General features: G+C 39.4%; 16 protein-coding genes. 9 read left to right on the top strand and 7 right to left on the bottom strand.

Translation table 11 applies throughout. From position 1 onward, the window contains the following. Nucleotide 1 precedes the first annotated feature (1 nt). The gene (locus G3O08_RS08915; protein WP_163285017.1) at nt 2-292 is read left to right on the top strand and encodes a helix-turn-helix domain-containing protein; all 291 of its coding nucleotides are present in this window, start codon (nt 2-4) and stop codon (nt 290-292) included. 351 nt (nt 293-643) lie between these two features. Next, the gene (locus G3O08_RS08910; RefSeq protein ID WP_163285016.1) at nt 644-2113 is read left to right on the top strand and encodes an MltF family protein; all 1470 of its coding nucleotides are present in this window, start codon (nt 644-646) and stop codon (nt 2111-2113) included. Here G3O08_RS08910 and G3O08_RS08905 read toward each other — a convergent pair. Beyond that, a complete protein-coding gene (locus tag G3O08_RS08905) occupies nt 2110-2709 on the bottom strand; it encodes a hypothetical protein (protein ID WP_163285015.1) in 600 nt (199 codons plus the stop codon). The genes G3O08_RS08910 and G3O08_RS08905 overlap by 4 nt on opposite strands. Nucleotides 2710-2740: 31 nt before the next feature. Here G3O08_RS08905 and G3O08_RS08900 point away from each other — a divergent pair, with 31 nt between their 5' ends. The 5 genes from G3O08_RS08900 to G3O08_RS08880 all read left to right on the top strand — a co-directional run bounded on the left by G3O08_RS08900 (nt 2741) and on the right by G3O08_RS08880 (nt 7543). Beyond that, nucleotides 2741-3391 (top strand): alpha/beta hydrolase, encoded by a 651-nt coding sequence (locus G3O08_RS08900; RefSeq protein ID WP_163285014.1) that lies wholly within the window; start codon nt 2741-2743, stop codon nt 3389-3391. Nucleotides 3392-3479: 88 nt separating this feature from the next. Beyond that, a complete protein-coding gene (locus tag G3O08_RS08895) occupies nt 3480-3851 on the top strand; it encodes a BlaI/MecI/CopY family transcriptional regulator (RefSeq protein WP_163285013.1) in 372 nt (123 codons plus the stop codon). Further along, entirely contained in the window at nt 3848-5092 is a 1245-nt protein-coding gene (locus tag G3O08_RS08890) for a M56 family metallopeptidase (protein WP_163285012.1), read from the top strand. Before G3O08_RS08895 ends, G3O08_RS08890 begins: the two co-directional genes overlap by 4 nt. Nucleotides 5093-5192: 100 nt before the next feature. Then, on the top strand, nt 5193-6977 hold the full coding sequence (locus G3O08_RS08885; RefSeq protein ID WP_163285011.1) for an agmatine deiminase family protein: 1785 nt from the start codon (nt 5193-5195) through the stop codon (nt 6975-6977). Between the two features lie 95 nt (nt 6978-7072). Continuing rightward, nucleotides 7073-7543, top strand: coding sequence for a hypothetical protein (locus G3O08_RS08880; RefSeq protein WP_163285010.1), 471 nt, complete (start codon nt 7073-7075; stop codon nt 7541-7543). 131 nt (nt 7544-7674) lie between these two features. On the opposite strand, the gene G3O08_RS08875 is transcribed toward G3O08_RS08880, so the two are convergent. After that, nucleotides 7675-8514 carry a mechanosensitive ion channel family protein gene (locus tag G3O08_RS08875; protein ID WP_163285009.1) on the bottom strand — a complete coding sequence of 280 codons (840 nt, stop codon included), beginning with the start codon at nt 8512-8514 and terminating at the stop codon, nt 7675-7677. 22 nt (nt 8515-8536) lie between these two features. Next, nucleotides 8537-10363, bottom strand: coding sequence for a MutS-related protein (locus G3O08_RS08870; RefSeq protein ID WP_163285008.1), 1827 nt, complete (start codon nt 10361-10363; stop codon nt 8537-8539). 42 nt (nt 10364-10405) lie between these two features. On the opposite strand from G3O08_RS08870, the gene G3O08_RS08865 reads away from it, so the two are divergent. Together G3O08_RS08865 and G3O08_RS08860 are read left to right on the top strand one after the other, a co-directional pair. Then, on the top strand, nt 10406-10855 hold the full coding sequence (locus G3O08_RS08865) for a MarR family winged helix-turn-helix transcriptional regulator (RefSeq protein WP_163285007.1): 450 nt from the start codon (nt 10406-10408) through the stop codon (nt 10853-10855). A 16-nt stretch (nt 10856-10871) separates the two neighbouring features. Continuing rightward, a complete protein-coding gene (locus G3O08_RS08860; RefSeq protein WP_163285006.1) occupies nt 10872-11483 on the top strand; it encodes a YceI family protein in 612 nt (203 codons plus the stop codon). A gap of 111 nt (nt 11484-11594) precedes the next feature. On the opposite strand, the gene G3O08_RS08855 is transcribed toward G3O08_RS08860, so the two are convergent. The 4 genes from G3O08_RS08855 to G3O08_RS08840 are packed head-to-tail and all read right to left on the bottom strand — an operon-like array spanning nt 11595 to nt 14486. Continuing rightward, nucleotides 11595-12380, bottom strand: a complete 786-nt coding sequence (locus G3O08_RS08855; RefSeq protein ID WP_163285005.1) for an outer membrane beta-barrel protein — start codon at nt 12378-12380, stop codon at nt 11595-11597. Continuing rightward, nucleotides 12370-13506, bottom strand: coding sequence for a M23 family metallopeptidase (locus G3O08_RS08850; protein WP_163285004.1), 1137 nt, complete (start codon nt 13504-13506; stop codon nt 12370-12372). Before G3O08_RS08850 ends, G3O08_RS08855 begins: the two co-directional genes overlap by 11 nt. A gap of 59 nt (nt 13507-13565) precedes the next feature. Then, the gene (locus tag G3O08_RS08845) at nt 13566-13898 is read right to left on the bottom strand and encodes a hypothetical protein (protein ID WP_163285003.1); all 333 of its coding nucleotides are present in this window, start codon (nt 13896-13898) and stop codon (nt 13566-13568) included. A gap of 3 nt (nt 13899-13901) precedes the next feature. Beyond that, nucleotides 13902-14486 carry a nitroreductase family protein gene (locus G3O08_RS08840; RefSeq protein ID WP_163285002.1) on the bottom strand — a complete coding sequence of 195 codons (585 nt, stop codon included), beginning with the start codon at nt 14484-14486 and terminating at the stop codon, nt 13902-13904. Nucleotides 14487-14502 lie beyond the last annotated feature (16 nt).

Raw genomic sequence — 14502 nt, 5'->3', positions numbered from 1 at the left:
AATGAAAAATGTAACTAATTTTGAAGATTTACTGGTTAAAAAATATGGAAGAAAAGGAACTACAAAGCGCGACAAATACGATGCAGATTCTCTTGCTTTTAGATTGGGTGATATGCTAAAGGAGGCTAGAAAAGAAGCTAATTTAACTCAAGAGGAACTTGCCGAACGAACCGGTACGAAAAAAAGCTATATTTCAAGAATTGAACGCGGCCTTAGTGATATCCAGGTTTCAACCTATTATAAGTTGATTGAAATCGGTCTTGGGAAACATCTAAACATAACCATTAGTTAGTTATCTTAGAAGGTGAATTAGTGGAAAAAGCAACTTGTAAGGATTTCTTACAAGTTCAAGTTGTGGCAGGGAGAGAAGTGAAATGGGAATGTGTCTTTTACAACTTAGATGCCATTACTTCAGTTGATTACCGAATAAAATATAGCGACAAATTTTATACTGTGTTACACAAGAGAGTTACATTTTAGGAATATCTAAATCACAGGATAAAACATCTCACCTATCCAGTCACCACCCATTTAAAAATGAATGCTGTTTCAATACGCCACATCAAAACTTATTTGAAACATTATAATTCTTAACCCGTAAAAATACATTGCTTCATGGGGCAACCCTATTAAGAAGCAAGCTATGAAAACGGAAAAACACATACTCAAGTTTGTATTTCTCACCGTGGTTCTATTTTTCTTTACCACTGCCTGCCAGCACGACGTTTCGGTGCAGGAAAGGGCACTTATAAAAACCACAGATTTTATCAGGAAGGAGCCTATTCGGTTTGACTTAGACGCTATTAAAAAGCGTGGCAAACTCATTGCGCTTACGCTAAACAGTTCCACATCTTATTTTGTATATCGCGGCCAGCCAATGGGCTACGAATACGAACTTCTGAAGCGTTTTACAAACAGCATAGGCGTAGATCTCGAGATTAAAATTATTCCCGATGTGAATGCCATGTTTGATTTATTAAATAAGGGCGAAGGCGACGTTATAGCCTGCAATTTGGCTATTACCAAAAATCGATTGGAGCACGCAGATTTTAGTGACCCTTATAATTTCACCAGGCAGGTATTGGTGCAGCGCATGCCCGAAGGTTGGGAAACAATGAACAATAAAGACATTGCCAAAGAGCTGATCGTTACACCTATCGATTTAATTGGCAAAAAAGTTTATGTCAATAAAAGCTCCTCTTTTTTTAGCCGTCTAGAAAATCTGCAAGGCGAAATTGGCGGTGACATAGATATTGTAAGCGTGCCGGGGTATATCGACACTGAAAAACTCATTAAAAAAGTATCGACAGGAGAGCTTGATTATACCGTAGCTGATGACAATATCGCCAAATTAAATGCCACCTATTACCCGAATATTGATGTATCGGTGCAACTAAGTTTTCCTCAGCAAATAGCGTGGGCCACGCGCAAAAACAGTCCAAATTTGCTCCATGCAATCAACGAATGGTTTGATTCTGATCGCAAGAAATCAGTCTATGCCTATATTTATAACAAGTATTTCAAGTCATCTAAAGAGCAGTGGGCAAAATTTAATAGCGAGTACTCATCGCTAAAAGGAAACAGGATTAGCGATTATGACGAACTTTTAAAAGAATACTCCAAACTCATTGGCTGGGATTGGCGCCTACTTGCTGCACAAATGTATCAGGAAAGCAAGTTTAAAGAAGACGCCAGATCTTGGGCGGGAGCTTTTGGGCTCATGCAATTTATGCCTGCTACAGCAGCCATGTATGGCATTGATACCTCTTCTACCCCAGAGCAGCACATACGAGCTGCAATACTCTATATCAGTTGGTTAAATGATTTTTGGCAAGAGCGTGTATTTGATCCGGATGAGCGAATGAAGTTTATTCTCGCCTCTTACAATGCCGGCCTGGGTCACGTTATTGACGCCATGAACATTGCATTAAATTTAGGCTACGATCCGCAAGTTTGGGAAAACAATGTGGCCGAATGTATTCTGCTCAAATCGTCAAGCGAGTACTACACATCTGCCATGGTTAAATATGGATACTGTCGCGGTGAAGAGCCATATGGATATGTTCAGAAAATCATTGAACAGTACGAGCATTATAAACAGGTTATTTCTTAGCTGCTTTTAAATAGTACTTCTGCAAATTGTTCAAACGGTAGCGCTTCCGCGAATTTTCGATCTGAATAAACACTGACCATACATTTTAAATACTGCGCTTCTTCATTTAAGGAGTAGAGCTCCAAAAGCACATTCCCGTATTTTTGATCATATACATCGCTTTGTTCTGCTGCATTCATCGGCTTGAGATAATGCTTATCTATACGCTGTATTCCGGCAGGCACTTCTACATACTTCTTATCTGAAGTGTAAATCGAATACCCCATTTCTACCACGCTATCGCGAAAGGCGTCGAGCAAAAAACTAAAACCCAACTCTGAAATACCCAGTTTGGTGTTGAAGTAAAACCCATTGGCCTGTGGGCTGCCAAAAGAGAATAAGCCGGGACTGTAGGCAATATCCCTGCGCACATTCCAAAAAACATTCGAAATGCTTTGCAATATTTCTTCGGCTTTAGGGCTAGCCTTCCAAAGCTCAAACGCCTCGTTGTACGATTCGCTTCTTTCTAATGGACCGTCTAAAACCTCAACTGACTTCTCTGAAGCATTCCGCCCAAAGAGCTTTTCGTAAATATTCTGAACAAAATTATCTGCCATCTAACCTCTTTTTGATTTTATACATTTGCGCATGGACAATCGGGAAGTCAAAATTAATATTTCTAAAACAGCGCGGTACTACACTTTTGGCAATGCTAACACCGCAAAGCATATTTGGTTCGTTTTGCACGGATATGGTCAGCTGGCAAAATATTTTATCCGAAATTTTGAGCATTTAAATCCTGATGAATACTTTATTGTAGCTCCCGAAGGACTCTACCGATTTTACTTAAATGGATTTGACGGGCGCGTAGGAGCAACTTGGATGACTAAAGAAGCGAGGCTCGACGACATAACCGACTACGTTAATTTTCTCGATCAGGTTTTTGAAACGACAGTTAAACCACTATTAAATTCAGAAAAAGTATTTACCTGTTTTGGATTTTCTCAAGGTGTGGCAACAGCTTCGCGCTGGATAGCTTATGGAAAGTACAAACCCGAAAAAGCTATTTTCTGGGCGGGCTCTTTCCCTCCCGACCTGGAACCTGTTGCGGCCAAAAAATCTTTTGAATCAATCAAAACGCTTTGCTGTGTTGGAATAGATGATCCTTTTGTGAAAGAAAAGCAAATAGAAGAGACTAAAAAACACCTTTCGGCGCTGAATATCCATGCCAAGTGGATAACCTATTCCGGCGAACACAAGATTCCGACCACTGAACTTAATCGAGTAATCGAATTTTAAACTCTGAAAATCAGTAAGTTTATAACATTACTAAAATTTAAAACTACTTTTTTAGTTGATTAACTAATTTTTTAGTTACATTTGCCTTATGAAAGAATTAACAAAAGCCGAAGAGCAGGTTATGCAAATTCTCTGGGATAGAGAAAACGCCTTTGTGAAGGAAATTCTCGAAGAGATGCCTGAACCAAAACCTGCATACAATACTGTTTCAACCATCGTGCGTATTTTAGAATCTAAAGGATTTGTAGGTCACGACGCTTTTGGCAAAAGCCACCGCTATCGCCCTATTATTGCCAAAGATCAGTATCGAAAGTTTAGCATGAATCAAATGATGAAAGGCTATTTCAGTGGTTCGGCTTCTAACTTAGTTTCGTTTTTCATTAAAGAAAAAAACCTGAATATGAAAGATCTCGACGAAATTCTAAAAATTATTGAAAGTAAAAAGGAGGGAGAAAAATGAATGCTTTTCTAATCTATATCCTCGAGCTCAATTTATACCTCTCACTATTTGCCGTTGCTTACTTTATCCTTTACAAAAATGAGCCATATCACCGTGTTAATCGCTGGCTTATATTGAGTTCTGTTACTCTTTCTGCTCTGCTGCCTCTGCTTAGTTTTGGAAAATCAGGGGAGGTTGTGTTGAGAATAATCGAATTAGAACCTATTCTCATATTTGCAAAAGCAGACGTTGCCCACACCCCTGTAGGCTCTAATCTGCCTTCACTATTTACAGCCATTTACATTATCGGATTTGGAATTTCCATGATTGCATTCGCTTTTGAAGCCTTCCGTTTAAAGAAATTGATAGATCTCGGCAGGAAGCAGAAAGAAGGCGCTATAAATGAATGTGTCAACTCTGAATTAAAATCGCCAGCCAGTTTTTTCAACACAATTATTTGGTCAGAAAATATAGATTCTTCTTCCAGCCAATGGATAAAAGATCACGAACTAGTTCACATTCGCGAAAAGCACAGCATCGATCTTTTGATTCTTCGGTTTTTTGAAGCCGTTTGTTGGTTCAATCCACTCACCTACCTCTTGCGACATTCGCTTGAAGCAACCCATGAATTCAGAGCCGACGAAGTAGTTGCAAAAAAGCACGGCGACACCAAGCTGTACAGCAAAATACTTTTGAGTCAGGCTATGGATATCAGTCCAAATGTATTGGCTCATCAATTTTCAAAAACTAAACTTTTAAAACGCAGAATTATGATGTTAAACAAACAATCGCGCAGAAAACTAGCTTACACCAAATATCTGGCTTTGATTCCGATATTGGCAGCAGCTTTTATTTTAAATGCCTGCACAGACGAACAGTCCGAAGCTCCCATGACGAGAGAGAATGTACAAGAAGCGAAAACAGAAAGCAGCAAAATAGAAGGTACAGATGTCTATCAAACAGCAGATGAAATGCCCGAATATCCCGGAGGCCAATCTGCCATGATGTCCTACTTAGGAGATAATATTGAATATCCCGAAGAATGCAAGAAAGAAGGCGTGGAAGGAACCGTTTATTTAAGCTTCGTAATAGACACCGATGGAAAACCCAGCGATATTAAAGCTGTGAGAAGTCCTGACGAGCGCCTTTCGGCAAATGCTACCGAGGTGGTGAAGAAAATGCCAAAATGGAAACCTGGTAAAGAAGATGGGAAAAATGTAAAGGTGCAGTACAGTCTGCCAATAAAGTATCAATTAAAATAGCTTTTTGACAGATTTGTTTTAGTGATCTTTTTTATAGACCCGAAAAAATTCGGGTCTTTTTTGGTTCTAGATTTTCATAAAAGCCTATCTTGCATGACTTATGAAAATACTTTACTCACTTATTTTCGCGCTAAGCGCAAATATCCTTTTCGCGCAAAGCGAAACAATACTCCCCAGATTTTTGACATCTGACGAAGTAGAAGCAATGAAGACCTACCATTTCCCAACAAATCGCGGAATAGAAACCCCTCCCGAATTTGAGAATTTGCGTACCATGGCCGAATGGGAAGAAATTCAGGCTTTAACCGTTTCATGGACCGGCTACCCCGGAATTTTAAAGCAGATAGTACGCGCGGCAAAAGAAGAATGTAAAGTGATTATTTTTTGTGAAAACTGCGGCAGTGCCGAAAACTACCTAACCGGAAGTCAAGCCGGTGGCCCCTTAAATAATCTTGATAATATTGATTTTGTAAATGTAGATCTTAACAGTATATGGATACGCGACTATGGCGCAAATACGGTGTATGGCAATCGTGTTGACACCTTGCTTTTAGTTGACTGGATATACAATCGCCCAAGACCTGATGATGATGTAATTCCGCAAGAACTTGCAGATCACATGGGGCTGAATTTATACAGTACTACCTCCTCTCCCACCGATTTGGTAAATACGGGAGGTAATTTTATGAGCGACGGGCAGGGAACAGCGTGGGCAAGCGAATTGGTTCTAGAAGAAAATGAGCTCGGAAACCCATATAATGTTTCCGTAAAAAGCGAAACAGATATTGATGACATCTTTCAGGAATTTCAAGGGATATCACATTTTATAAAAATGACGGCATTGCAATATGATATCATAAACCATATTGATATGCACCTCAAAATTATCGATGAGGAGACTTTGCTCGTTGGAGAATACCCACCCGGAATAGCAGATGGTCCGCAGATTAATGCAAACATAGATTATGTGGTCAACGCATTTCTATCTTATTTTAACAGCGATTATAAAGTAGTGCGTATACCCATGCCTAATAGCAGCAGCGGACTTTATCCCGACGACAATCCTGCCGGTTATTACCGCACTTATACCAATGGTGTTTTTGTCAATAAATCATACCTCTACCCTTCTTACCGGGAGCAATATGACACGACTGCTGCAAGAATTTACGCAGAGCTTTTGCCCGGATATAATTTAATACCAATAGATTGCGATAACAATCCCGAAGCAATAATAGCAGCTGCCGGAGCGATACACTGCATTACACATAGTGTTGGTGTAAGCGATCCCCTGCTGATTACTCACCAGCCTCTCGCAGACACGTATGATGATGCGAATTCGTATGAGGTGGCTGCATCAATGGAACATAGGTCGGGTATTTCGATGGCGACACTGCACTGGCGCGTGGAGGGAGAAATTGGATTTGAAGAGATCAACATGATTGCCGGTACAGCAAATGCAAGCGAATTTTCTCAAAGTATACCACCTATGCCAGTAGGAACTGTTATTGAATATTATTTGAGTGGCGAAGCGGCGAGTGGTAAAATTCAGGTGCGACCCATTGTTGCTCCGCTTGGGTTTTGGTCTTTTAAAATACTTGGTAATTCGGTAGGAATTGAGCAGGTTACAGCCGTAAAATTAAATCCGGTTTACCCAAATCCCGCCAGCAGTTTGGTGAGCATTCCTGTAATAACGCAGCAGCCTATTCATGTAAAGATTTACATTACAGATATTGCGGGAAGGCTGGTAGAAACTGTTTATAGCGGTGTGGTAAATGGAGACAAACGTTTCTCTCTTTTTGTAGACGAGTATTCAGCCGGAGCATATAAAGTAGTAATAGAAGGAGAGTTTGGAGTTCATTCTATTCCTCTTATGGTCGTAAAATAATCGGTGTCAACCAAGAATGATTATATTTTGCGTTTGGCTTAATCTGTAACCCGTGGTGCACTTGTCTTGAAAGTGTCTAATTGTAAGTTGTGAACATGAATTATATGCTAAGCTTGTTATTTATTCTAGTGCCTTTTTTGTTTTATAACGCAGCTTCATATCCATTAGCGCAAAATGACAAGGATGATGGTCGATTAAGTGTTTCTTGCCGAAATTTACCCGATTCTATCAGAATAGAAAATCTTCTATTTCAATTATTTAGTGATAAGAATCAAATTGAAAACATTAAGAAATTTGTTCAAACTGATCGCGGATTCTGTGAAATTGAAGAAGATACTAATTTACTTTCCGGTCTTTATAACACAAAACTAACTGGTCTTTTCGAGTATGAAATTATGATAAAGGATGTTGAAATTAAGGCAGGCTTTTTCACCTTTCTAAACTTTGACTACAAAGTTTTAAAGTCAATACGCCAGAACAATGATAATTCCAGCTTCTTGGTAATTGACTGGGAAGAAATTTCACCTAAAATTTATAAAGACAAGTGTACAGTAGATCAAAAATGATCAATTGTCAAAACGATTATCCAAGGTGTTAGAAAGATCAACTTTCTGAAACCTGTCTTCGAGAAGAAGCAAATATGTTGATATTTCTTATACCACACGACTCATCACACAAAGTTTAAAGAAATTATTCTTTACTTTTTAAGAGCAATAGTCGGATCCCCTTGAAAAACCTCTTTCTTCGGAATTGGAATTTTAATTCCGTTCGCATCAAGGTCTTTCTTTACACCTTCGAGCAATTCCCAATAAAGCGGCCAATAATCTACAGATTCAACCCAGCAGCGAGCCTTAAACCTCATGTCAGATTCGCCTATTTCATTAAAATATAATTCTACCGGGAGATCTTGAACCAGTTGTGGATGCTTTCTAAGAGCACCCGTAACCAGAATTCTAAGCTCATCTATATTCTCTTCAAAATTAAACCTGAGGTCTAAATCTACGCGTCGGTATTTCTCCATTGTTCGGTTGTCAACATCACTGTTAGACACATTTCCATTTGGCATTGTGATTATTCTGCCATCAAAGGTTTTGATTCGGGTGTATAAAATATCTATTTGCTGAACAAACCCAATATTACCATTCACTTGTATGAGGTCATTTACTTTAAATGGCTTAAAAACCAATATTAAAACTCCTCCGGCAAAGTTGGCAAGGCTGCCTTGCAATGCCAGGGCAATTGCAATACCGACTGCACCAAATACAGCTAAAAACGAGGTGGTTTCTATTCCCATTATTGAGCCCACCCCAAAGATTAAAAACCCATAAAATAAAAATATACTCAGGCTCTCAATAAAGGTTTTTAATGACAGTTCAACTCTAGATTTTTTCAATCCGCGCTTAAGTACACGCATGAGTATCTTTATCAGAAAAACACCGATAATGAAAGCTAAAATTGCGAAGAGAATCTTAGGACCTATCGCAGTCAGATAAGTAATAACCTGTGATTTTATTTCCAACCAAAATTCTTTGTCCATAATAATGATTTTAAAAACTGTGTTACTCGGTTAAGCCCATTTTTTTCAATAAAAAACTGGCATTCATATTTTGGCATACGCCTGATTCGAGTTTGTAATCAAAAGCTAGTTCGTCGCCATCAAAGCGCACCTCAAACTTTTTATTTTCAATTTCCTGTGGGTGTAACTCGCTTAAGTTGCATAGCGAAAGATCGTGGGTAGCGATAAGCCCTTTTACTGGTAGCTTAAGTAGCTTTTCCATAAACTTTTTTGAACCTTCGGCTTTATCTACAGAGTTTGTACCTTTTAAAATCTCGTCTAGAATGACAAAAAGTGGCTGGCCGGCTTCAAGCTTATCAGTCATCTGGCGCAAGCGCTTTAGCTCATTAAAAAAATAAGATTCATTGTCACCCAAAGAATCGGCGGCGAGCATAGAAGTAAATAATTGGGTAGGCTTAAACCGCATTGCAGAAACATTTACTGGTAAGCCGCGCATGGCCAATATCAGGTTTGTACCTATTGTGCGCAGGTAAGTGCTTTTGCCGGCCATATTTGCACCTGTAATGATAAAAAAACGTTTTGAATTAGCAATTTGAAGTGAGTTTGCAACAGCGCTCTCGTTCATTAAAATATGGCGTGCATTGTCCATTTCAAAATCTTGCTTATTCGTAAATTCAGCGTACTTATAGGCTGGATGATTGTACACGAAAATGGCGAATGAGGCGTAAGTTTCAAATGTATTTGCGAGTAAAAGCCACTGTGGTACCTGCGATGCATAAGTCTCTTTCCACTTGTTTAACCGACGCGCGGTGTGAAAATCCCACATAAGCAATAAGTTAAGTACTATAGAGACCAATACATTGTTTCGGCTTTCAACTGCACCAACAATTTTTCGCAATTCAGCAATCCCCTTTGTGCTTTTTTCGAGCGACATGTTTAAAAGCAACTCTTGCACGGCTTTAGATTCAAATTTTTCTGATTTGATGAGCTCAAGCATTGACCCGAACTGATCGGCGTGAAAAAGGATTTCAAGCAATTTGGTAAATCGTTTCTGATGCTCTGCTAGCTTCATTCCCACCAATGCGCCAGGCAAAATTAAAGTGAGCAGATATAGATTAAAGGTTAAAATATCTAGAGAAAAAAGTATGGTAGAAACTATGGCATACGCGGGCACAAAATAATTGGTGAATGCCCAGAATGCCTTGCTGCGTTTGAACTCCTTCTCTTTCGACCAGATTTCCAGATTTGCAAAAAGTTGAGCATCGGCTTTCAAAAATTCGGCGTAAGCCAATAAGCGCATTAAAAAACCAGGATGTTTTGCCAGTTCGGCTATTATTTCTTGCTCTTTTTCAATCTCTTCGGGTTTTATTAAAGGAGACTTTAGCCATTCGGCGATACGGGTTTTCGCTAAATTGGTTTTGGTTCGGTTCAGGTATTGAAAGATTCCGTGTTTGCCAAAAACATTTAGATCTGCAGCGTATGAATGATCAGAATCTATAAATTCTTTTCCTTCTTCGCGGTCTCGCCAATCGCCATTTAAAATTCTTATTTCGTCTTCGCAATTTGACAATACCGCCTGCTCTACTTTCAACTTCGATTTTAAATCGGAATGATAACGCACCAAAACTAAAAAAGCGGCTATAGACATGAGAACGACTATGAAAATAATAGTAGTATTTCCCCAAAAGAAGTAAACACCAGCCACCGCAATAAAAAATACGAAAAGGCGAACAAGCGAGTTTTTGAGAAGTTGAGACTTGAGTTTCTTTATAACATCGGCAGTCTTACTGCTCAATTGACCAAAATATTCTTTTGCATTCATCGCTGCAAAAGTAAGGATTGCAATGACCTTATCAATTTTATTTATCAATAAGATGTAGGTAAATTAAATGTACCTACATATATTTGCAGTATGGAAATTGAACAAGCCATTCATCAAAAAGAATTTGCCAATGAGCGCGAACGCGCCATAGTAAATATTTTATATACCAGCAGTTGGCTGACATATATACAGATGGGTGTTTTTAAAAAGTATGATATTTCCATGCAGCAGTACAATGTGCTGCGCATACTAAAAGGTCAGTATCCCAAACCTGCAACGGTGAATATGCTTATTGAGCGCATGATTGATAAAAGCTCAAACGCTTCGAGAATAGTAGAAAAATTGCGCTCAAAAGATTTGGTAGTGCGGAGCGAATGTCCAAAAGATCGCCGACAAGTTGACGTGGTACTTACCCAAACAGGCATAGATTTGTTGACAAATTGCACAAAGGAAGTCTATGCCATACACAAGAAGACTGACAAATTAGATGATGCCGAAAACAAAGAATTAAATCGCTTATTAAACAAGCTTAGATCATAAACCAAATAAAAAAAAGATGAAAACGATTCTAACAACAATTACAGCTGCTCTGATTGCAGTAAGTACATTTGCCGGAAACGGCGACACCGAGAAGACAACGCATACCGTGAATACCGAAAAAAGTACCATTTTCTGGACAGGTAAAAAAGTGACCGGAATGCATACCGGAACTTTAATGCTTAAAGACGGAACCGTAACAGTAAAAGACGGAATTCCTGTAGAAGCTATGATGACAATGAACATGACAACCATTGAAGTAACTGACATTCAGGATGCTGAAATGAATGGGAAACTTAAAGGACATCTTCACTCTCCGGATTTCTTTTCAACCGAAGAGAACCCGGAAGGAGTATTTAAATCTACGAGCTTTACCCCAATTGAAGGCGCTAAAGACCGTATGCCAAATTATACTGTAAAGGGTATGCTTACGCTGAAAGGAATTACACACGAAGTTGAATTCCCAGCCTTTGTAGCAGTAAGGGATAATGGAATTGTGGCCAATGGAAAAATTACAATAGACCGCAGTAAATGGGACATTAAATATGGTTCTTCTTCATTTTTTGAAGGACTTGGCGACAAGGTTATCTATGATGATATTGACATGAACTTTGTGCTAAGCACAAAATAATTCTAAATCATATTTTTTCGAAAGCCGATTCAGCAATGGATCGGCTTTTTTTATGCTTATTGAGCCGTTTTACTTTGACAGTCATTATTTTTATGATCCGGCAGCCGATTTTCACCTCATATTCTTCCAGTTGGGAATTACACGATTCACTTTATCCTTCTTTGGAGGCTTTGGCGGAAATAAATATTTAAAATCAACAGAAAAATAAGTGCCATCTATTTCTCCATTTTGAAAGTAGGCCCTACCCTTATTGTCGCGGAAATAATTAACCTGGGTAGTAAAAGTATTGCCAAAAGGCTGGTGAAAAGTGGCTCCCAGATAAAAATAACCATCTTTTTCTGTTCGATATTCAGCTCCAATGCTGCCCAGAACACCCAGTCTCACCCAAGCATTTTTAAATGTTTGAATGTTGTAACTAAGTCGCTGAACTTCTGTGTCGCTGGCAAAGAAATCGGCAGAAACGCCTAGGGCCACATCCATAAAAACCCGCTTTCCCATCTGAATATAAACAAGGCCCTTAATAGGGATTTCGTAGCCGATTGTGCTCATGGTAGTAGATTCATTAAAACTTACGGAAGGGTCGCGCACTATGTATTCAAAATTCCTACGGGTGTAGTAGATCCCGGTTTCGAGATTCCATAATTCGGTAAATTTCACCCGGATAACCCCTCCAAAACCAATTCCGCCGGTGTAAGAATAAACGGCATTAAAATTATTATCAGCTTCGAGCAGATTTACCGAATCCATCGTAAAAAACGAAACAGGAAAAAGTCCGCGAAGTTCTATTCCGGCAGTTAATTCAATAGATTCTCTTTGACTTTGAGCAAGGATTTGCTCTGCGCTCCAGGCGAATAAAAATAGGAGAAGAAGACTCCTTATGAGTACTTTAAGTGCCAATAATTAATTTTTGACCAGTCACCAAACTCGATTTTGACTGAATATTATTCAAGGTACAAATCTTATCGACAGAAGTACCAAACTTCTCTGCGATTTTGTAAAGGTAATCACCTTGCTTTACAACATAAACCTTTTTTACTCCGGTTTCATTATCGGCGGCAACGGCAAGAAAAGCACCCGACTTTTGCAAAGCTACGACATTGGTTCTAATCTTATTTGATTTAAAGTCAATAAGAGACGACGGCTTGATGGGCACGCCCTGAAAGCGAACTTCGAAGTGGAGATGGCTACCTGTGGAGTGCCCAGAACTTCCGCCAAGGCCTACTACATCGCCTGCTTCAATAATATCGCCAGGCCGCACTTTAAATCTGTGCAAATGTGCGTAAAGCGTTTCCAGCCCGTTGTAATGGCGCACCACCACTACCCTTCCAAAACCCTGGTAATATTTAGCAACACGCACCACCCCTGCAAAAGCTGAATGAACGGGATCCCAAACTTCAAGATCAATATCAATTCCATTGTGGTTGCGGCCGTATCTCCATCCAAAATGAGATGTTACAACACCTTCAAAAGGTGGATAATATCCACAATTTTGAGCTGAATCAACAAGCATTAACTTCAGTGTAGAGTCAAATTTGCTCAAGTTATTTCGGTACGGATTTGGTACTTCCGTATTCCAATCCTTGTAAAAATAATCAGAAGGATGCGGCGCTGTGCTTTCTGGCACATAAGCATATAACCCAGTAGGTTGCGCCAAAGCATCTTCCATTGTAGTCATGTAAATGTTTACGGCATTTAGTACCGGTTGCGGTACATTTTCCATATCGAAAATACTGTCAATTACGAGTTCGAGCTCGCCGGCATTTTTATCAGCCAACATTCTGTAAACGCTCAATTGATTAACCAACGAAACTGGCACCGTATCAAGCACCACAAGGGAATCAATCATTCTGGTATATTCTTTAACCCCATAATTTGCCTGTGGCAAAAAGCGCGCATCGGCATTGTAAACAACTACAGCCGTTGCCGTATCCCTAACTGATTCAGGCTCTGTATGAATAGCGTACCCTTTAGAAATTGATAAGAACGATAGAAGAAAGACAGAAATGGTGAAAGAAAAACGCATACTCATTAAAGTTATAAGGTTGCCTTTATTTACTCAATACAGCAAATTTTGTTACGCCCTTACCGCTTAAAGTAGCCGATTAGCGCCAGAATTATGATCACTAACGTAAAAATTAATACAACATTGCGCATCTTGATAGTTCCCAAAAACGGCTTTCTGAAAAAATTGCCAGTAATGTCGTTTAGTTCCTCGGCTTTTGCGTGATGGTCGCGGTGTACACCTATTAAATGCCGTTTCACCAAATCTTTTCCTTGTCCACGCTCATAAGGAATATCGTGTTCGATAAGCAAGCTTTCAAAATAATCGGCGGGATCGCGCGCATAAAAATAAAACACGAGATAGGAGCGCTGCCGCTCGTGGGTTTCAAAGTTTTTATATTTAAAATTGGCCATTAATTAATCAATCCATTCAGTTACATATTCTACCGGTTTACGGTGGCTTTTCGGCCAATCTACAGACGGGTATCCCAGATAGATTAATCCCTGTATAAAATCATCGTCCTTCAAACCAAAAGCAGCATTTGCTTCGGGCGTGTAGAAATATTTTGGCGAAGACCAATACCCTCCTAAACCATACGCAGCAGCCGTGAGCAGCATATTCTGACCGGCACAAGCTACAGCCTCAATTTCTTCGATTTTTGGAATTTTGGTATTTTCGGTTCGGCACATAATAAGCAAAATCAATACAGAAGTTCTCTCAATCCGCTGTTCCATTCGCGCTAGCTTATGCTTATTATAATCTTCGGCGGGGGTACAATCGGTATAGAGCTTTCGCACAATTTCCAAAAGTTTTAACCGCCCTTCTCCGCTATAAACTTTAAATCGCCAGGGTTGTGTTTTTCCATGCGTGGGAGCCCATGTAGCATTTGAAATGATTTGTTGAACCATCTCTTTCTGAACGATTCTGTCAGTATATTCTTCGGGATATATGGTGCGGCGATCTCTGATTACGCCATTAATTTCGCTTAAATCGTACTTCATAGTTTGTGTTGCAAGT

The sequence above is a fragment of the Cryomorpha ignava genome (genome assembly GCF_010686655.1).
GTDB classification, from domain to species: domain Bacteria; phylum Bacteroidota; class Bacteroidia; order Flavobacteriales_D; family Cryomorphaceae; genus Cryomorpha; species Cryomorpha ignava.
This window is presented reverse-complemented; position numbering and strand designations above follow the sequence as displayed.

Bases quoted from the DNA above. Each gene is read 5' to 3' on its own strand.
- G3O08_RS08915 (WP_163285017.1), top strand. From the start codon at position 2: ATGAAAAATGTAACTAATTTTGAAGATTTACTGGTTAAAAAATATGGA.
- G3O08_RS08910 (WP_163285016.1), top strand. From the start codon at position 644: ATGAAAACGGAAAAACACATACTCAAGTTTGTATTTCTCACCGTGGTT.
- G3O08_RS08905 (WP_163285015.1), bottom strand. From the start codon at position 2,709: ATGGCAGATAATTTTGTTCAGAATATTTACGAAAAGCTCTTTGGGCGG.
- G3O08_RS08900 (WP_163285014.1), top strand. From the start codon at position 2,741: ATGGACAATCGGGAAGTCAAAATTAATATTTCTAAAACAGCGCGGTAC.
- G3O08_RS08895 (WP_163285013.1), top strand. From the start codon at position 3,480: ATGAAAGAATTAACAAAAGCCGAAGAGCAGGTTATGCAAATTCTCTGG.
- G3O08_RS08890 (WP_163285012.1), top strand. From the start codon at position 3,848: ATGAATGCTTTTCTAATCTATATCCTCGAGCTCAATTTATACCTCTCA.
- G3O08_RS08885 (WP_163285011.1), top strand. From the start codon at position 5,193: ATGAAAATACTTTACTCACTTATTTTCGCGCTAAGCGCAAATATCCTT.
- G3O08_RS08880 (WP_163285010.1), top strand. From the start codon at position 7,073: ATGAATTATATGCTAAGCTTGTTATTTATTCTAGTGCCTTTTTTGTTT.
- G3O08_RS08875 (WP_163285009.1), bottom strand. From the start codon at position 8,514: ATGGACAAAGAATTTTGGTTGGAAATAAAATCACAGGTTATTACTTAT.
- G3O08_RS08865 (WP_163285007.1), top strand. From the start codon at position 10,406: ATGGAAATTGAACAAGCCATTCATCAAAAAGAATTTGCCAATGAGCGC.
- G3O08_RS08860 (WP_163285006.1), top strand. From the start codon at position 10,872: ATGAAAACGATTCTAACAACAATTACAGCTGCTCTGATTGCAGTAAGT.
- G3O08_RS08850 (WP_163285004.1), bottom strand. From the start codon at position 13,506: ATGCGTTTTTCTTTCACCATTTCTGTCTTTCTTCTATCGTTCTTATCA.
- G3O08_RS08845 (WP_163285003.1), bottom strand. From the start codon at position 13,898: ATGGCCAATTTTAAATATAAAAACTTTGAAACCCACGAGCGGCAGCGC.
- G3O08_RS08840 (WP_163285002.1), bottom strand. From the start codon at position 14,486: ATGAAGTACGATTTAAGCGAAATTAATGGCGTAATCAGAGATCGCCGC.